Genomic DNA, 16,224 nt, shown 5'->3' on the forward strand with positions numbered 1-16,224 from the left:
CCGTGGTGTCGTCTTTTTTGTAACCTTATGTTCTTTTTGTGACATCTCAGTGACCAGGTGTCACTGTGGTCTTGATCGCCTACCATCAAATCAGGCGAAACAGACCCAGACAAAGAGGAGACACCATGGTCCATCAAGACTTTCTCACCGCGCGCGACCTGCTGCTACGCCACCGCACCGACTACGTCCGTGCCTATGCCGAGTTCCAGTGGCCCGCGCTCGACCGTTTCAACTGGGCGCTGGACTATTTCGACCCCATGGCCGAGGGCAACGAGGCGCTGGCGCTATGGATCGTCGAAGAAGACGGCAGCGAGGCCCGCCACAGCTTTGCCGACATGGCACGACGTTCCGCGCGCATGGCCAACTTCCTGCGCGCACAGGGCGTGGGGCGAGGCGATCGCGTGCTGCTGATGCTGCCCAACTGCGTGGCTCTGTGGGACGTCATGCTCGCCTGCATCAAGCTTGGCGCGGTGATGATTCCGGCCACCACGCTGCTCACGCCCACCGATCTCGAAGATCGCATCGTTCGCGGCGAGGTCCGCCACGTTGTCTGCCTTCCAGCCGACACCGCGAAGTTCGCCGCCCTGCCCCAGGCGATCTGGTCGCGAGTCGCAGGCCGGTTTGCCGCAGGCGACGCACCGGCCGGATGGATCGCGCTCTCGGGGGCCGACGACGCCCCGACCGCGTTCACCCCGTACGGCATCACCAATGCCACCGACCCCTTGCTGCTCTACTTCACCTCCGGCACCACGTCCAAACCCAAGCTGGTTCTGCACACCCACCAGAGCTATCCCGTGGGCACGCTGGCGACGATGTACTGGATCGGACTGCAGCCCGGCGATGTGCACTGGAACATCAGCTCTCCCGGCTGGGCCAAGCACGCCTGGAGCAGCTTTTTCGCGCCGTGGAACGCCGGCGCCGCGATCTTCGCCTTCAACCAGAGCCGGTTCAACGCCGCTGCCACGCTGGCCACGCTGTCGCGCTGCGGCGTGACCACGCTGTGCGCGCCGCCCACGGTGTGGCGCATGCTCATCCAGGAAGACTTGAAGAGCTATCCGGTGAAGCTGCGCGAACTGGTCGGCGCGGGCGAGCCGCTCAACCCGGAAGTCATCGAGCGGGTGCGGTCGGCATGGGGCATCATCATCCGTGACGGCTACGGCCAGACCGAGACCTGCGCGCTCATCGGCAACAGTCCCGGCCAGCCGCTCAAACCCGGTGCCATGGGGCGGCCGATGCCGGGTTACCGCATCCGGCTGGTCGACATCGACGGCAACCCGGCTGAAGAAGGCGAAGTCTGCGTCGAGACCGAGCCGCGCCCGACCGGCCTGCTCGTCGGCTACGCGGGCGATGCCGAGAAGACTGCCCAGGCGCTGCACGACGGCCTCTATCACACCGGCGACGTGGCGCAACGCGATGCCGACGGCTACTACACCTTCGTCGGCCGCACCGACGATGTGTTCAAGTCGTCCGACTACCGCATCAGCCCCTTCGAGCTGGAGAGCCTGCTGATCGAGCACCCGGCCGTGGCCGAAGCCGCCGTGGTGCCCTGCCCCGATGCGCTGCGGCTGACCATTCCCAAGGCCTTTGTGTCGTGCCGCGTCGGCTTTGCGCCCAGCGCCGACCTCGCCCGTGAGATTCTCGCCTTCGTGCGCGAGCGCGCCGCGCCGTACAAGCGCATTCGCCGCATCGAGTTCTTCGATCTGCCCAAGACCATATCCGGCAAGATCCGCCGTGTGGAGTTGCGCAAGATCGAGTCCACACGGTCGCCAGGCAAGCGCGGCGAACAGGAGTTTTACGAGGAGGACTTCAACGGCTAGACGCAGCCCGTTCGCGACCACGCGGCTATAGTTCTCGCATGGACATCGGATTCGCCATCAAGGTGTTCACCGCGCTGTTTGCCATCATGAACCCGATCGCGAACATCCCGGTGTTTCTCTCGCTGACCAGCGGAGCGTCCGATGCCGCGCGGCGGCGCATCGCCTTGACCGCAATCCTGGGCGTCACAGTCGGCTGCATCATTTCGGCTGTGGCCGGACAGGCCATCCTGCATGTGTTCGGCCTTGGCATCGACGACTTTCGGCTCGCCGGCGGTCTGTTGATCCTGCTCATCGCATTGTCGATGGTGCATGGCAGCCCGAGCAGCCAGCACGCGTCCACGCCTGCGGAAAACGGCGACCTCGCCGACCGCAACGCCGAGGACATGGCGGTTTACCCGCTGACCATTCCGCTGCTGGTCGGTCCGGGCACGATCACCAGCATGATCATCCTTGGCCATGAAGCCGCCGTGAGCGGGCAGGCCATCGCCTTCGGCATCGGTCTGGGCGCATTCCTGCTGCTGCTCAGCGCCGGGCTGTTTGCCGCGCCGCTGATCGGCCACTACCTGTCGGCCAAGGCCACCGCCATCACTCAACGTCTGATGGGCATGATCCTCGCGGCCATCGCCATGCAGATGATGCTTGCCAGCCTGCAGCATGTTTTCATGTCCCGGAGTTGACCGGCCCGACAGGCTCCTAAAATTTGCGCCCATGAACCCGCAGCAAGATCTCGTCACCGACGAACTCCAAGTCCTGTCCGCTCTGGTCAGTCTGCCCGAAGCGCATGATCTGATCGAACTGGGCTGCGGCAATGCCCGCATGCTCACCGATATGCTCCGTCGCCATCCTCACCTCAGCGCCGCCGCGCTGGAGGTGGACGCGGTGCAGCACGCCAAGAACCTCGCACGCCTGGCGCCCGAGCTCAGTGGCCGACTGCAGTTCCTGCCCGACAGCGCCACGGCCATTCCTTTTCCCGACGCGCGTTTCGACGGTGCGTTGATGCTCAAATCGCTGCACCATGTGCCGGTAGCTCAGATGCCGCAGGCGCTGGCCGAGGCATGGCGGGTGCTCAGGCCCGGCGGTTGGTTTTACGTTTCGGAGCCGGTTTACGACGGCGCGCTCAACGACATCGTCAAGCTCTACAACGACGAGGGCACGGTGCGCGCCGCAGCCCAAGCCGCACTCGACCAGGCCCTGCAGACCGGCGCCTGGGAGCAGACCGCCGAGCGCCGTTTCGACATGCCCGCGCATTTTGCGAACTGGGAGTCATTCGAGCAGCGCATGCTCTACCCCAGCTTCGCTGATCATCAGATCACCGAGGATTTGCGGCAACGCGTGAAAGCCGCGTTCGATCCTCATTGCGGTGCGGACGGCGCGCATTTCACCCGCCCGATGCATGTGCGCCTGCTGCGCAAACGCACGGACTAACTCACCCCGCCACTTCAGGATCGATCCCAGCCGCGGGCACGCGCAGGAAATGCTCACGGTAGTGGCGCAACTCATCGATGGATTCCTGGATGTCGGCCAGCGCGGTGTGCGCTTGCTGCTTCTTGAAGGCGCTCACCAGCTCCGGGCGCCAGCGCCTCGCCAGTTCCTTGAGGGTGCTGACATCCAGATTGCGGTAGTGAAAATAGGCTTCCAGCTCGGGCATGGTGCGGGCCATGAAGCGGCGGTCCTGGCAGATGGTGTTGCCGCACATGGGCGACTTGCCCGCAGGCACATACCGCTTGAGGAAGGCGATGATGTCGCGGCTGGCCTGGGCCTCGTCCACCGTGCTGGCGCGCACCCGATCGGTCAGGCCGGATTTGCCGTGGGTGTTCTGGTTCCACGCGTCCATGCCGGCCAGCACGGCGTCGCTCTGATGGATGGCCAGCACCGGGCCCTCCACGCGCACGGTGAGCTGCGGGTCGGTCACGACCACGGCTACCTCGATGATGCGATCGGTGTCCGGATTCAGCCCGGTCATTTCCATGTCGACCCAGATGAGGTTATCGTCGTGACAGGCGAGGATGGAAGCGGCGGAATCGGACATGGAATGCACTCAGTGGGGACAAGGCTGCGGCGCGCGGCGAAAAACGGCCGGGTGGAATAATCTGCTATCAAGATCTGGCGCATGGCCGGAGCAAATAGGATTTTCGCATGAGCCCGCAACATTTCGCCCTCGCCTGGAGCGTGCTGTTCGCTAGCGCGCTGATCGGCGGCACCGCCCTGAAGCTCTGGCTGGCCCAGCGCCAGCAGCGCCATGTGCTGGCGCACCGCGAGGCCGTGCCCGCACCGTTTCGCGACAGCATTTCGCTCGAGGCGCATCAGAAGGCCGCCGATTACACCGTGGCCAAGCTGCGCTTCGGTCTGTGGACCACCTTGTTTTCGGCCATGATCGTGCTGGTGTGGACGCTCGAAGGCGGGCTGCATCTGCTCAACACCTGGGTCAGCAGCACCTTCGGCACCGCTTTGGGCGGGCAGCTTGCGCTGCTGGTGGCCTTCGCCGTGATCGGCGCCTTGCTCGATCTGCCCTGGGACATCGCGCGCACCTTCGGGCTGGAAGCGCGTTTCGGCTTCAACCGCCAGACGCCGCGCTCTTACGCGCTGGATCTGCTGAAAAACACTCTGGTCAGCGCCGTGCTCATGCTGCCTCTTGCCCTGCTGGTGCTGTGGATCATGCAGGTCGCCGGAGGCTGGTGGTGGCTCTGGGCCTGGGCTGGGCTGACCGCGTTCAGCCTGCTGATGATGGTGGTATATCCGCTGGTCATCGCACCGCTGTTCAACAAGTTTCAGCCGCTGCCCGACGGCGAGGTCAAGACCCGTGCGCAGGCGCTGATGCAGCGCTGCAACTTTGCGCTGTCCGGACTGTTCGTCATGGATGGCTCGCGCCGCAGCGCGCATGCCAACGCCTACTTCACCGGCATGGGCGCGGCGCGGCGGGTGGTGCTGTTCGACACCCTGCTCGGCCAGCTCAGCCCGGCGCAGATCGAGGGCGTGCTCGCGCACGAAGTCGGTCACTACAAGCGTCACCACATTCGCAAGCGCATGGTGGTGATGTTCGGGGTCAGTCTGGCAGGCTTTGCTCTGCTCGGTTGGCTGTCCAACCAGGTGTGGTTCTATGTGGGCCTGGGGGTGATGCCCAATCTGTTCGCGCCGAACCATGCGCTGGCGCTGATTCTGTTCAGTCTGGTGCTGCCGGTGTTCGGCGTGTTTTTCAGCCCGCTGGCCGCGGCCACTTCGCGCAAGCACGAGTTCGAGGCCGACGCCTACGCGGCCCAGCACAGCGACGCTCGCGCCCTGGGTGAAGCCCTCGTCACCCTGTACCGCGACAATGCCAGCACGCTGACGCCCGACCCGATGTATGTGCGCTTCTACTACAGCCACCCGCCTGCGCTGCAACGCCTTGAGCGGCTTGGCGCGCTGCCTGAAGCTGCCCCCAACTCGACCCATACCCCGGCAACCGCCTGAACGGCCATGACTATCGACGATCTGCGCAACGCTCACTGCACGCCGCTCGACGCCAGCCATCGCCTCGAAGGCGAGGCGCTCGCGTCCTATCTGCAACGACTAGACGGCTGGACGTTCGAGAACGGCAGCATCCGCAAGACCTTCTCCTTCGGCAACTATTACCAGACCCTGGCCTTCGTCAATGCGCTGGCCTGGGTGGTGCACCGCGAAGATCATCACCCCGATCTGCTGGTGCAGTACAACCGTTGCAGCGTGGCGTTCAACACCCATTCGGCTGGGGGCATCACGCGCAACGACTTCATCTGCGCGGCCAAGGCCGACGCTGTGTATGCGCAGGGCGTTGCGCGCTGACCCGCCTGCATGGACGCGCCTGACCGCATCGCCCCCCAGCGCCCCAAAGGCAAGCGCAACACGAAACATCCCCCTGCAGAAGCCCACAGTCTGGGGGCCCTGATCGTCGGCGCGTTCGGGCGACACTACCTGGCCCGGCTCGACAACGGCGAGGCTGTCGCCTGCGTGCCGCGCGGCAAGCGTGCCGAAGTGGTCTGCGGCGATCGGGTCTTGCTCGCGCCCGGGCATCCGCCGCTGGCCATCGAGCAGGTGCAGCCCCGGCGCAACGCCTTGTGGCGCGAAGACGCCTGGCGTAGCAAGATGTTCGCCGCCAACCTCGACCGGGTGCTGCTGGTCACGGCAACGTACCCCGGCATCCAGCACGGGCTGATCGGCCGGGCGCTCATCGCCGCCGATGCCGCCGACATCCCCGTCACCCTGGCACTCAATAAATGCGATCTGCCGCAGGCCACCGCCGCGCGCGCTGAAATGGCGCTCTACACCGCGCTGGGCTATGAGGTCGTCGAGCTCTCGGTGCGCACCGCACCACAAGCGGCGTTGGAGGCGCTCACGCCCTTGCTCAGTGGCCAGACCACCTTGTTGCTGGGCGCGTCGGGCGTAGGCAAGTCGAGTCTGACGAATCTGCTGGTTCCGCAGGCGCAGGCGCCCACCCGCGAGATTTCGCAAGCCCTGTCTGCCGGCAAACACACCACCACGGCCACAAGGCTTTATGCCCTGCCCGGCCTGCCCGAGGGCAGCGCGCTGATGGATTCGCCGGGGTTTCAGTCCTTCGGCCTGCACCATCTTTCCGTATCGCAACTGCAGCATGGCTTTCCCGAAATCCGGGCGCGCATCGGCCAGTGCCGATTCCAGAACTGCACCCACCGCGATGAGCCGGGCTGTGTCTTCACCACCGATCCGAACGCCATCTCGGCGGCGCGATTGGCGCTGTACCGCACGCTCTACGCCGAACTCACCTCGGCCGCCTCACGATGAAGCGGGTGGAAATCGCCCCCAATCTGGTCATCGCCACGCTCTGGGCCGATGCGCTCAACGCCGCGGGCATGCGCGCCGAGGTGTTTTCGCGCTACCTCACCAGCATCGCAGGCGAGATCCCGCCCGACCAGTGCGACCCGGCCGTCTGGGTGCTCGACGATGCCGATCTGCCGCGCGCCCGGCAACTGGTGCGCGAGTTGCGCAACCCTGTTCGCGGCGCCGTCTGGACCTGCGCCGAATGTGGCGAACGGCACGGCGCCCAGTTCGCTCAGTGCTGGAAGTGCGGTCACAACCGACCGATGTCGACACCCGACTGATCGCTTGCCCGGCGGGCTTGCGCATCGAAGGGCGCGGCCACGGGCGGCTCGGCCAGCCAGTCTTGCGCCCCCAGGAGCATGGCGAAGAGCAAAGCCCCGATCGCCGCGCCACTGATGAGGTCGCCACGCCCCAGCGTCCAGACGCCCCACCCGCCATGCAGGCTCCACTCCAGAAGGCTGAAGACCCCTCCACCCCAAAGCAGCGCTTGCCGAGAAGATCGTGACAACCAGGGGGCAAGAAACAAGCCCAAGGCGATCAAGGAAACGACCCCGGCGACAAACACCGCAAGAAGCTCCATGCCCATCGCATGGCCAAGCTCCATCCAGACGGCGATCCACTCGGCCTGCCATCCTGACGCGGTGGTCTGGGCCAGCGCCAGAGACTGCGAAAGACGCATCCCCAAACTCGGTTGCCACGCCGCCCACGCCGCTGTGGCCCAGAGTATTGCTGTGAGCCAGAAAGCCCACCGTACCCGCAGCGCTGCAGGCCGCCGCAATGCCGCGTCTGACCAGGCCGAGCCCTGCCAGGCGCGCAGCAGCAACAACAAGGCGAAACCCAGTGCATAAACGATCGTGACCCTGCTGGCCGCTCCACCTCCGAGCACGCCCCACATGAGCCCTTCGTAGGCCAGCCCCAGCCAGCCCAGCACCGGAAAGGCCCAACCCGTCAGCAGACCGACGGTGAGCAGCGCCTCGATCCCGAACAGCAGTGCCAGCGCCTCATTCACGCCGATCGCCGAAAAGACATGCCAGACCGCGCCATGCAGCGCCGCCTGCCACGACGACTGAATGCCCGCATCGCCGGCCTGCCGAGCGATGGCGGCGAGATGGGCCGCATATTCCGGGTGAAAATGCAGCCCGAGATTGAAGGCAAAGCACACACCAAACACAATGCGCGCCCAACGCAACGCCCGCATCGCCGCCAGGTCGTTCCACCGACTCGGCGCATCAGGGCGCGGCTCGGTCGTGGGCAAGGGCAGCCTGACTTTCGGCACGCCACTGCCGTGATGCGACGCCGGAGATATCTGTTGTGTGGACGCCATGCCTGTACTCCCAGACGGTGCATCGTTCGATGATGCACCGCAGCGGAATTTTGCTCAGGCAGGCTTAAAGGCGACTTAGGACTCGTCAGTCGAGACGTCCGAGCAGCAGAAATTCCATCAAGGCCTTCTGGCCGTGAAGACGGTTTTCGGCCTCGTCCCATACCACGCTCTGCGGCCCATCGATGACCTCGGCGGCCACTTCCTCGCCACGATGTGCCGGCAGGCAGTGCATGAACACCGCGTCGGCCTGGGCGCGCGCCATCATCTCGGCATCGACCATGAAGCCGCGGAATGCCTGCTCGCGCGCGAGTTTCTCGGCTTCAAAGCCCATGCTGGTCCACACATCAGTGGTGACCAGATGCGCGCCCTCGCAGGCCTGCCGCGGATCTTCGAACTCGCGCAGATGCGCGATCTGCGCGGCACTCAGCGCATAGCCCGGCCGCTCTTTCTCCACGCCATAGCCTTTGGGCCCGGCGAAGTGCAGGGTGAAGTCGAGCACTTCCGCGGCTTGCAGCCAGGTGTAGAACATATTGTTGGCATCGCCGATCCAGGCCACGGTCTTTCCCTGGATCGGGCCGCGATGCTCAATAAAGGTCATCACGTCAGCGAGGATCTGGCAGGGATGGAATTCATTGGTCAGGCCGTTGATCACCGGCACGCGCGAATGCGCGGCAAAACGCTCGACGATCTCCTGACCGTAGGTGCGGATCATCACCAGATCGACCATGCGCGAAAACACTTGCGCTGCATCCTCGATGGGCTCGCCACGCCCCAGCTGGCTGTCGCGGGTGTTGATGTAGATGGCCGCGCCGCCGAGTTGATGCATGCCGGCTTCGAAGCTCAGGCGGGTGCGGGTGGAGTGCTTCTCGAAGATCATCGCCAGCGTGCGATCGGCCAGGGGCTGATGCGGCTCGTAGCGCTTGAACTTGGCCTTGATCAGCGCGGCGCGGGCGAATACATAGTCGTACTCCTCGCGGCTGAGGTCGGAAAATTGCAGGTAGTGCCGCAGCGTCGTTTTCATCACAGTCTCCTTGTTCGTCACGGCGTGGGTGCGGTTTGCAGAAACCCGTGCACTGCAGGAACCAGCGCCTGCACCAGAAGGTCGGCCTGCTCTTGCGTGAAGATCAGCGGCGGAAGCAGGCGGATGACGCGCTCCTGCGTGACGTTGAGCAACACGCCGCGCTCCAGCATCTGCCCGACCAGGGCGCCAGCCGGGCAGTCGAGCTCGATGCCGATCATCAGCCCCTGGCCGCGCACCTCCACCACGCCGGGCGTGCCCGCAAATGCCTGGCGCAAAGCCTGCTGGATCTGCTCGCCGCGCGCCTGCGCGTTGGCCAGAAGGCCGTCCTCGTCGATCACGGCGAGGGTTTCCAATGCCGCGCGACAGGCAAGGGGATTGCCGCCAAAGGTCGTGCCATGCTGGCCGGGGCCGAACGTCGTCGCGGCGGTTCCGCACGCCAGCAGCGCACCGATGGGCACGCCAGAGGCCAGCCCCTTGGCCATGGCGATGACATCGGGCTTCACCCCGGCCCACTGGTGGGCGAACCACTTGCCGGTGCGGCCCGTTCCGCACTGCACCTCGTCGATCATCAACAGCCAGCCCTGCCGGTCGCAGAGCGCGCGCGCTGCGCGTAGAAAGTCGGCCTGCGCCGGCTGAATGCCGCCCTCACCCTGAATCGCCTCGACGAAGACCGCCACGACGTCGGGATGGGTATCGGCCACTGCCTGCAGCGCCGCAACGTCGTTGAGCGCAACACGCACGAAGCCTTCGACCAGAGGCTCGAAGCCCTTCTGCACCTTGGGGTTGCCCGTGGCCGACAACGTGGCCAGCGAGCGCCCATGAAATGCACGCTCGAACACCACGATCTCCGGGCGGGCAATGCCACGATTGTGTCCGTGCAGACGCGCCAGCTTGATCGCGGCCTCGTTGGCTTCCAGCCCGGAATTGCAGAAGAACGCCGTGTCCATGCCGCCCAGAGCGCAAAGACGATCGGCAAGCTGCTCCTGGAGCGGAATCTGGTAGAGATTGGAGGTGTGGATGAGCTTGCCGACCTGATCGCGCAGCGCGGCCACCAGGCGCGGGTGGGCGTGACCCAGCGTGTTGACCGCGATGCCCGACAGCGCATCCAGATATCGCCTGCCCTGCGTGTCCCAGACCCAGGCACCCTCTCCGTGCGACAGCGCTATCGGCAGCCGCGCATAGGTGTTCATCACATGGGAGGGCATGGGCAATTCTCCTTTGCAAAAAAAGCAAAACCGGCGGGCAGATGTCGCAAAAAGCGCCGCGCGCCGGGGGGAAAGCCGGAATTATAGAGAGCACGCCGTGACAGACGGACCGGCGCGGTGACATGACGTTTGTTGCAACTGAAACACAGAATCACGGTTCGGGTTTACCCGGAAATACTGCGATGCAGCATAATTGCGGCACCGCAGCAAAACTGCCTCTTCAAGGATTCAGCCATGAGCGCCCTTCCCCACTCCCTCCAACTGGTCAAACCCAGAGAAATTTTCATTCGCGGCATCACCAAGGATGGCCGCACCTTCCGTCCCAGCGACTGGTCCGAGCGTCTCGCCGGGCTGATGGCGCGGTTCCGCCCCGCCGGTCAGGGCACCAAGGAAGCCCACCTCGGCTACTCGCCCTATTGCGTGCCCACGCTGGTGGAAGGCGTGCGTTGCCTGGTGGTGAGCGAATCGCTGCGCGACGTCGAGCCGATGGCGTTCGACTTCCTGATGAACTTCGCCCGCGACAACCAACTCGACGTGTTCGAGGCCTGCCTCACCGACCTCGCCGAGGAAGAGGCCGAAGTGAGCGATCTGCAAGTGGCGCGTGACGCACTGCAACGCGTGTTTCAGGCCGCTTGAGGCGAAAACGCTTCGCCCTGTTGCCCTCAACTGAGGAAGAAGGCGCAACAAAAAGCCCGCATCTGCGGGCTTTTTTGTGGGCCGATGCGGAGAATCGGCCGGAGCAGGCAAGGCAAATCAGGCTGCGAGCGCCTTGATCGCCGCGTTCAGACGGCTCTTGTGACGCGCTGCGGTGTTCTTGTGGAAAATATTCTTGTCGGCGATCGAATCCAGCACGGGAGCGTTGGCCTTGAATACTTCCATGGCCTTGGCGTGGTCGCCAGCGGCGATGGCCTTGCGCACCGACTTCACGGCGGTACGGAAGCGCGAACGCAGCGCGGTGTTGGCGGCGTTGGCCTTGATGGATTGACGCGCGCGCTTGCGACCCGACGGGGTGCGAACGCTCTTCTTTTTGGCTGCGGCTTTGGTTGCCATGTGAAATCCTTCCTGTTGCCTGCTCGGAAAACCCGCCATTATAGACCAAAACAGGCCACACGCCAGCCGTTCCTAGAATCCCAGATTGTCCATCAGGCGGCGCTTCGCGCCTGCACGGGCGCTGGCGGTCGGGTTGGGGCGTCTTTGACCCCGGGCGACAAGCCCATAGCTCGAGCTATGGGCGCGAAGCGCGGGGTCAAAGACGCCCCAACCCGCCTCGCCATCATCCCGTGCCCTCATGAACGATCTGGGATAATGCTGCCCGGTGAATCTGCTCAAGGCTGCCTCCACCATCTCCCTGCTCACGCTGACCTCGCGCATCACCGGCCTGGTGCGCGAAATCATGGTGGCGACCTATTTCGGCGCCAACGCCTGGACCGACGCCTTCAACGTGGCGTTTCGCCTGCCCAATCTGCTGCGGCGCATGTTTGCCGAAGGCGCGTTCTCCCAAGCCTTCGTGCCGCTGTTGTCGCAGACGCGACAGACCCAGTCGGAGGCGCAGACCCAGGAACTGATCGATCAGGTCTCGACCGCCCTGCTCTGGATACTCGCGGGGATCAGTCTGGCCGGGGTGTTGCTGTCGCCCGTACTGGTCTGGCTCACGGCCTCGGGGTTGCACCCTGAGGCCTTTGACGCGGCGGTGTGGATGACGCGGCTGATGTTTCCCTATGCCGGACTGATCTCGCTGGTTGCGCTCAGCGCCGGCATTCTCAACACCTGGAAGCATTTCGCGGTGCCTGCGGTCACACCGGCGCTGCTCAATCTGGCCATCATCGGCGCAGCCGTGGCCTTTCACAAGCTGGTGCACCCGCCCATCTTTGCCCTGGCGATCGGGGTGATGATCGGCGGCGTGGTGCAGCTCGCGGTGCAATGGCCGGCGCTGCGCAGATACGCCGTGGTACCGCGCTTTCGTCTGAGCTTTGTCAAGGCTTGGCGTTCGGAGGGCGTGCACCGGGTGGTCAAGCAGATGCTGCCCGCGAGCCTTTCGGTTTCGGTGGCGCAGGTCTCGATCGTCATCAACACGCAGATCGCCTCGCACCTGCACCCGGGTAGCGTCTCGTGGCTGGCCTATGCCGACCGGCTGATGGAGTTTCCGACTGCCATTCTGGGCGTCGCGCTGGGCTCCGTGCTGCTGCCCAGCCTGTCGCGCGCCAGCGCGGCGCAAGACAGCGCCCAGTACAGCAAACTGCTGGACTGGGGCCTGCGCCTCACCCTGGTGCTGGCCCTGCCCAGCGCCATCGCCCTGCTGCTGTTTGCCCAGCCGCTGGTGTCGATGCTGTTCAACTATGGCCGCTTCGACCATGCCGACGTCCTGGCCACGACCAGTGCACTGCGTGCCTACGGCATCGGCCTGCTCGCGCTGATCGGCATCAAAATTCTCGCGCCGGGTTTTTACGCCCGGCAGGATTTGCGCACGCCGGTCAAGATCGCCCTGGTCGTGCTCGCCTGCACGCAGTTGATGAACCTGCTGTTCGTACCCTGGCTGGGTCACGCGGGGTTGGCCCTGGCCATCTCCATCGGCGCGCTGCTCAACGCCAGCCTGCTGTTTCGCGGCTTGCGCAAACGCGGTATGTACCAGCCGCAGCCCGGCTGGGGGGGCTACGCCCGCCGCATCGCGCTGGCGCAGTTGCCCCTGGCTGGCGTGCTGCTTTGGGGCGCGCAGAATCTGCCCTGGGATCGCGCGCACGGCGATCTGACGCGGCTGGGCATGGGGCTGGGCCTGCTAGCGGTGGGCGCTGTGCTGTATTTCGCAACCCTGGCGCTGCTGGGTTTTCGGCTGCGCCAATTCATCCACCGCGAATGAGCTGTTGCGCCAGCGCAAGCCGCTGGCTGAGGTAGGGTTTCACAATGGATGCATGATGGGCGCTGAGATCCATTCATGCGACAACCGGGAGAACGCTATGAGCCTAAGCACCGAACAACGTCAAACCCTGCGCGACAAGCTGTTGCAGCGCCGCAGCCAGATGGTGGACGATCTGCGCGATGAATCGATCAGCGACGAGGGCACCCTGGCCGTGCGCAGCCATCGCGGCGAGACCGACGACGAGGCTGTGGTCGAGGCCATGGACGCGGTGGAGATCGCCTCCACCGCGCGTGACGCCAACGAGCTGGCGGCGATCGACCGCGCCTTGCAACGGCTCGATACGCCCGACTTCGGCATCTGCATCGATTGCGGCGCCGAGATCGAAACGGCCCGGCTGATGGCCGAGCCGACCGTGTTGCGCTGCACCGCGTGCCAGCAGCGCTTCGAACACCAGCACCACACGCCCGGCGGCGCACGGCTGTAGCATCCGGGCATGTCTGCACGCCCTGCCCTCCCGTCTGATCCACCCGGCCTGGAGCGCACGCTCACGCGCTGGCTGATCCCGGCTTACATCGTCGGCGTCGGCCTGCCCTGGGTCATCGGTGCCTGGATCAAGACCCGCTACGAGCCAGGCCTGCTCAACACCGATCCGCAGCCCATGCGCGATCTGGTCGATATTTTCTGCATCGGCGTCAGCCTGTTCGACGCCACGCTGGTGTTCACCGTGGGCATCGGCTGCCTGGTGGTGTCCATCATGAAAGGCCCGGTTCGCTGGGCCGACGGCTCCCGCGCCACGCAGCATGTTCGCGAACCGGACGATCGGGAGCTTCCTTGACATGGTTTCTGCGATCGACCGTGCCGACATCACCGGCCTGATTCTCGCGGGCGGACGCGGCAGCCGCATGGGCGGCATCGACAAGGGACTGCAACCCTGGCGCGGGCTGCCCATGGCGCAACAGGTGCTCGCGCGGCTGCAGCCCCAAGTCGGCCCAATGCTGATCAACGCCAACCGAAACTTGGACGTCTATCGCACCTGGGGGCTCCCGGTGCTGAGCGACAGCCCGGAGCGCGACTTTGCCGGGCCGCTGGCGGGTTTTCTCGCCGGGCTGGAGGTCTGCACCACGCCGTATCTGCTCACCGCGCCGTGCGATTCGCCGCTGCTACCCCCCGATCTGGCCGCACGTCTGGGGGAGGCGCTGCTAGCTGAGCGCGCACGCATTGCGCTGCCGCGCGCGGGAGGAAGACTGCAGCCGGTGTTCTGTCTGATGGAGGCGGGTTTGCGCGACGATCTGCGCGCCTTCGTCGCCTCGGGCGGCAGCAAGATCGACCTGTGGACCACGCGGCATCCGCTGGCCATCGTCGATTTCGACGACGCCCATGCCTTTGAGAACATCAACACCCAGGCCGATCTGCAGCGTCTGGAGCAAACCCCATCGCCATGACAGCTTCCTTCGATCTGCAGCAGGTCGTGTCCTGCGTCAGCGGTTATGACCCCAACGCCCTGCGGGTGGACGCCGCGCTGGCCGTCATCCAGGCCAGCGTGCAGCCGGTGCAGGCGATCGAGCGCGTCGCCGTGCGCGAGGCGCTGGGCCGCGTGCTGGCGCAGGACATCGCCTCGCCGATCGACGTACCGGCGCACGACAACTCGGCCATGGACGGCTACGCCCTGCGCGGTGCCGATCTCGCCGCCCAGGGCGACACGGTGCTGACCATCGCCGGGCGTGGTCTGGCCGGGCATGCCTTCGAGGGCGAAGTAACGGCGGGCAGCGCCTTGCGCATCATGACCGGCGCGGTGATGCCCGCCGGATGCGACACCGTGGTGCCGCAGGAGTTCTGCCGCGTCGAAGGCGACAGAGTCATCATCCCGCAAGGCGTGGTGCGCCCCGGCGACAACCGCCGCCTGCGCGGCGAGGATCTGGCGCGGGGACGAACCGCGCTGCCTGCGGGCAAGCTGCTGCGCCCGGCCGATCTGGGGCTCATGGCCTCGCTGGGCATGGCCGAAGTGCCGGTGCGGCGCAGGCTGCGCGTGGCGTTTTTCTCCAGCGGCGACGAACTTCGCTCCATCGGCGAGCCGCTCGATGCGGGCTGCGTCTATGACAGCAACCGCTACACCCTCTGGGGCATGTTGCAGCGCCTGGGCTGCGAGGTCATCGACCTCGGCGTGGTGGCGGACGAGCCGCAGACGCTGCAAGCTGCGCTGCGCACCGCCACCGAATGTGCCGACGTGGTCATCACCTCGGGCGGGGTCAGCGTGGGCGAGGCCGACTATCTGCGCAGCACCCTCTCCAGCATGGGCGAAGTGGCGTTCTGGCGCATTGCCATGCGGCCCGGGCGTCCGCTCGCGTTCGGGCAGTTGCGCTCGGGCGCGCGCAGCGCATGGCTGTTCGGCCTGCCGGGCAACCCGGTGGCGGTGATGGTGACGTTCTACGCCTTCGTCCGCCCGGCGCTGTTGCACGGCATGGGCGCCAGCCCGCAGCCGCAGCCCATGCTGCGCGCGGTCAGCAGCCAAACCCTGCGCAAAAAGCCCGGCCGCACCGAATACCAGCGCGGCCTGCTCACCGCCTTGCCGGACGGCCGCTGGCAGGTCAGCCCCATCGGCAATCAAGGCTCGGGCGTGCTGAGCTCGATGTCGCAGGCCCACGGCCTGATCGTGCTGCATCACGATCAGCAAACCGTGCAGACAGGCGGCGAGGTCGATGTGCTGCTGTTTGAAGGGCTGGTCTGATCAAAAGAGCTTGTTGATCAGATCGTCGCCCAGCCCCATGCCGGCGCCCATTTCCATGGCGCGGCCGAAACCCGAGTTGAGAAAGCCGTCGAGCGCGCCCATGATGCCGCCGCCCTGCTGCATCGGCATGGCCGCGTTCTGCGCCATCATGCCCTGCGGCATATAGCCCGGCTGCATCGCGGCGGGCATGGCCTGCATCTGCTGCGCCTGGTTCTGCCACATGCCGTGAATCGCCTGCAACACCTGGCTCATCTGCTGCTGCTCGGCCTGCACGCCCAGTGCCACTTCGCGCAGATCGAGCAGCCATTCACGCGCATCCTGATTGCCGCCCTGCGCGGCGGTCTGCAGCTTGCCGGCCAGTGCCTGCAATTGTTGCCCGACCTGCTGCGCCTGACCTTGCAGTTGCTGATACTGCTGATCGATGGTCTGAATGTCCATGCGTCACCTTTCTTGCGTCTTTGACTGCCGT

Annotated in this window: 19 protein-coding genes; 13 read left to right on the plus strand and 6 right to left on the minus strand. The window is 65.5% G+C overall.

What is annotated here, in order from left to right; genetic code table 11:
- Positions 1-125 precede the first annotated feature (125 nt).
- From ASC45_RS08580 to ASC45_RS08590, 3 genes are read left to right on the plus strand one after another with little or no spacing between them, the layout of a single operon-like run.
- Positions 126-1,817, plus strand: a complete 1,692-nt coding sequence (locus ASC45_RS08580) for an AMP-binding protein (RefSeq protein ID WP_055450614.1) — start codon at positions 126-128, stop codon at positions 1,815-1,817.
- A gap of 38 nt (positions 1,818-1,855) precedes the next feature.
- The gene (locus ASC45_RS08585) at positions 1,856-2,494 is read left to right on the plus strand and encodes a MarC family protein (RefSeq protein WP_055450615.1); all 639 of its coding nucleotides are present in this window, start codon (positions 1,856-1,858) and stop codon (positions 2,492-2,494) included.
- 31 nt (positions 2,495-2,525) lie between these two features.
- On the plus strand, positions 2,526-3,242 hold the full coding sequence (locus ASC45_RS08590) for a class I SAM-dependent methyltransferase (RefSeq protein WP_055450616.1): 717 nt from the start codon (positions 2,526-2,528) through the stop codon (positions 3,240-3,242).
- A gap of 1 nt (position 3,243) precedes the next feature.
- Here the strand turns inward: ASC45_RS08590 and orn are convergent, their stop codons facing one another.
- Positions 3,244-3,846: an oligoribonuclease gene (orn, locus tag ASC45_RS08595; protein ID WP_055450617.1), complete on the minus strand. Its 603-nt coding sequence runs from the start codon at positions 3,844-3,846 to the stop codon at positions 3,244-3,246.
- Positions 3,847-3,953: 107 nt separating this feature from the next.
- Between orn and ASC45_RS08600 the strand changes: the two genes are divergently transcribed.
- Genes ASC45_RS08600 through ASC45_RS08615 form a run of 4 tightly spaced genes read left to right on the plus strand, consistent with a single transcriptional unit; the run spans position 3,954 to position 6,907 of the window.
- Positions 3,954-5,264 (plus strand): M48 family metallopeptidase, encoded by a 1,311-nt coding sequence (locus ASC45_RS08600; protein ID WP_055450618.1) that lies wholly within the window; start codon positions 3,954-3,956, stop codon positions 5,262-5,264.
- Between the two features lie 6 nt (positions 5,265-5,270).
- Complete coding sequence (locus ASC45_RS08605; protein ID WP_055450619.1) at positions 5,271-5,615, plus strand: 4a-hydroxytetrahydrobiopterin dehydratase; 345 nt, start codon at positions 5,271-5,273, stop codon at positions 5,613-5,615.
- 9 nt (positions 5,616-5,624) lie between these two features.
- Positions 5,625-6,590, plus strand: coding sequence for a ribosome small subunit-dependent GTPase A (rsgA, locus tag ASC45_RS08610; protein WP_055450620.1), 966 nt, complete (start codon positions 5,625-5,627; stop codon positions 6,588-6,590).
- A complete protein-coding gene (locus ASC45_RS08615; RefSeq protein ID WP_055450621.1) occupies positions 6,587-6,907 on the plus strand; it encodes a putative signal transducing protein in 321 nt (106 codons plus the stop codon). The genes rsgA and ASC45_RS08615 overlap by 4 nt, the downstream gene beginning before the upstream one ends.
- Here the strand turns inward: ASC45_RS08615 and ASC45_RS08620 are convergent.
- From ASC45_RS08620 to ASC45_RS08630, 3 genes are all read right to left on the minus strand, one after another.
- The gene (locus ASC45_RS08620; protein WP_174514711.1) at positions 6,877-7,950 is read right to left on the minus strand and encodes a hypothetical protein; all 1,074 of its coding nucleotides are present in this window, start codon (positions 7,948-7,950) and stop codon (positions 6,877-6,879) included. The genes ASC45_RS08615 and ASC45_RS08620 overlap by 31 nt on opposite strands.
- An 85-nt stretch (positions 7,951-8,035) precedes the next feature.
- Complete coding sequence (gene argF, locus ASC45_RS08625; protein WP_055450622.1) at positions 8,036-8,971, minus strand: ornithine carbamoyltransferase; 936 nt, start codon at positions 8,969-8,971, stop codon at positions 8,036-8,038.
- Positions 8,972-8,988: 17 nt separating this feature from the next.
- A complete protein-coding gene (locus ASC45_RS08630; protein WP_055450623.1) occupies positions 8,989-10,176 on the minus strand; it encodes an aspartate aminotransferase family protein in 1,188 nt (395 codons plus the stop codon).
- A gap of 234 nt (positions 10,177-10,410) precedes the next feature.
- Here ASC45_RS08630 and ASC45_RS08635 point away from each other — a divergent pair, with 234 nt between their 5' ends.
- A complete protein-coding gene (locus ASC45_RS08635) occupies positions 10,411-10,812 on the plus strand; it encodes a DUF3579 domain-containing protein (RefSeq protein WP_055450624.1) in 402 nt (133 codons plus the stop codon).
- A gap of 117 nt (positions 10,813-10,929) precedes the next feature.
- Here ASC45_RS08635 and rpsT read toward each other — a convergent pair whose 3' ends face one another.
- The gene (gene rpsT / locus ASC45_RS08640; RefSeq protein ID WP_055450677.1) at positions 10,930-11,226 is read right to left on the minus strand and encodes a 30S ribosomal protein S20; all 297 of its coding nucleotides are present in this window, start codon (positions 11,224-11,226) and stop codon (positions 10,930-10,932) included.
- 265 nt (positions 11,227-11,491) lie between these two features.
- Here rpsT and murJ point away from each other — a divergent pair, with 265 nt between their 5' ends.
- From murJ to moeA, 5 genes are all read left to right on the plus strand, one after another.
- Positions 11,492-13,030 (plus strand): murein biosynthesis integral membrane protein MurJ, encoded by a 1,539-nt coding sequence (gene murJ / locus ASC45_RS08645; protein WP_055450625.1) that lies wholly within the window; start codon positions 11,492-11,494, stop codon positions 13,028-13,030.
- Between the two features lie 97 nt (positions 13,031-13,127).
- A complete protein-coding gene (locus ASC45_RS08650) occupies positions 13,128-13,514 on the plus strand; it encodes a TraR/DksA family transcriptional regulator (RefSeq protein WP_055450626.1) in 387 nt (128 codons plus the stop codon).
- A gap of 9 nt (positions 13,515-13,523) precedes the next feature.
- Complete coding sequence (locus tag ASC45_RS08655; protein WP_055450627.1) at positions 13,524-13,865, plus strand: hypothetical protein; 342 nt, start codon at positions 13,524-13,526, stop codon at positions 13,863-13,865.
- A 1-nt stretch (position 13,866) separates the two neighbouring features.
- Positions 13,867-14,472 carry a molybdenum cofactor guanylyltransferase MobA gene (gene mobA, locus ASC45_RS08660; protein WP_055450628.1) on the plus strand — a complete coding sequence of 202 codons (606 nt, stop codon included), beginning with the start codon at positions 13,867-13,869 and terminating at the stop codon, positions 14,470-14,472.
- Positions 14,469-15,755, plus strand: coding sequence for a molybdopterin molybdotransferase MoeA (gene moeA, locus ASC45_RS08665; protein ID WP_055450629.1), 1,287 nt, complete (start codon positions 14,469-14,471; stop codon positions 15,753-15,755). The genes mobA and moeA overlap by 4 nt, the downstream gene beginning before the upstream one ends.
- On the opposite strand, the gene ASC45_RS08670 is transcribed toward moeA, so the two are convergent.
- Positions 15,756-16,193: a hypothetical protein gene (locus tag ASC45_RS08670; RefSeq protein WP_055450630.1), complete on the minus strand. Its 438-nt coding sequence runs from the start codon at positions 16,191-16,193 to the stop codon at positions 15,756-15,758.
- Positions 16,194-16,224 lie beyond the last annotated feature (31 nt).

Source organism: Thiomonas bhubaneswarensis (assembly GCF_001418255.1).
Lineage (GTDB): Bacteria > Pseudomonadota > Gammaproteobacteria > Burkholderiales > Burkholderiaceae_C > Thiomonas > Thiomonas bhubaneswarensis.

What these genes read in the sequence shown, in the direction of transcription:
- rsgA (WP_055450620.1), top strand. Translation starts at nt 5,625, where the DNA reads ATGGACGCGCCTGACCGCATCGCCCCCCAGCGCCCCAAAGGCAAGCGC.
- orn (WP_055450617.1), bottom strand. Translation starts at nt 3,846, where the DNA reads ATGTCCGATTCCGCCGCTTCCATCCTCGCCTGTCACGACGATAACCTC.
- ASC45_RS08590 (WP_055450616.1), top strand. Translation starts at nt 2,526, where the DNA reads ATGAACCCGCAGCAAGATCTCGTCACCGACGAACTCCAAGTCCTGTCC.
- moeA (WP_055450629.1), top strand. Translation starts at nt 14,469, where the DNA reads ATGACAGCTTCCTTCGATCTGCAGCAGGTCGTGTCCTGCGTCAGCGGT.
- rpsT (WP_055450677.1), bottom strand. Translation starts at nt 11,226, where the DNA reads ATGGCAACCAAAGCCGCAGCCAAAAAGAAGAGCGTTCGCACCCCGTCG.
- argF (WP_055450622.1), bottom strand. Translation starts at nt 8,971, where the DNA reads ATGAAAACGACGCTGCGGCACTACCTGCAATTTTCCGACCTCAGCCGC.
- ASC45_RS08580 (WP_055450614.1), top strand. Translation starts at nt 126, where the DNA reads ATGGTCCATCAAGACTTTCTCACCGCGCGCGACCTGCTGCTACGCCAC.
- ASC45_RS08655 (WP_055450627.1), top strand. Translation starts at nt 13,524, where the DNA reads ATGTCTGCACGCCCTGCCCTCCCGTCTGATCCACCCGGCCTGGAGCGC.
- ASC45_RS08600 (WP_055450618.1), top strand. Translation starts at nt 3,954, where the DNA reads ATGAGCCCGCAACATTTCGCCCTCGCCTGGAGCGTGCTGTTCGCTAGC.
- ASC45_RS08615 (WP_055450621.1), top strand. Translation starts at nt 6,587, where the DNA reads ATGAAGCGGGTGGAAATCGCCCCCAATCTGGTCATCGCCACGCTCTGG.
- ASC45_RS08630 (WP_055450623.1), bottom strand. Translation starts at nt 10,176, where the DNA reads ATGCCCTCCCATGTGATGAACACCTATGCGCGGCTGCCGATAGCGCTG.
- mobA (WP_055450628.1), top strand. Translation starts at nt 13,867, where the DNA reads ATGGTTTCTGCGATCGACCGTGCCGACATCACCGGCCTGATTCTCGCG.
- ASC45_RS08605 (WP_055450619.1), top strand. Translation starts at nt 5,271, where the DNA reads ATGACTATCGACGATCTGCGCAACGCTCACTGCACGCCGCTCGACGCC.
- ASC45_RS08670 (WP_055450630.1), bottom strand. Translation starts at nt 16,193, where the DNA reads ATGGACATTCAGACCATCGATCAGCAGTATCAGCAACTGCAAGGTCAG.
- ASC45_RS08635 (WP_055450624.1), top strand. Translation starts at nt 10,411, where the DNA reads ATGAGCGCCCTTCCCCACTCCCTCCAACTGGTCAAACCCAGAGAAATT.
- ASC45_RS08620 (WP_174514711.1), bottom strand. Translation starts at nt 7,950, where the DNA reads ATGGCGTCCACACAACAGATATCTCCGGCGTCGCATCACGGCAGTGGC.
- ASC45_RS08585 (WP_055450615.1), top strand. Translation starts at nt 1,856, where the DNA reads ATGGACATCGGATTCGCCATCAAGGTGTTCACCGCGCTGTTTGCCATC.
- ASC45_RS08650 (WP_055450626.1), top strand. Translation starts at nt 13,128, where the DNA reads ATGAGCCTAAGCACCGAACAACGTCAAACCCTGCGCGACAAGCTGTTG.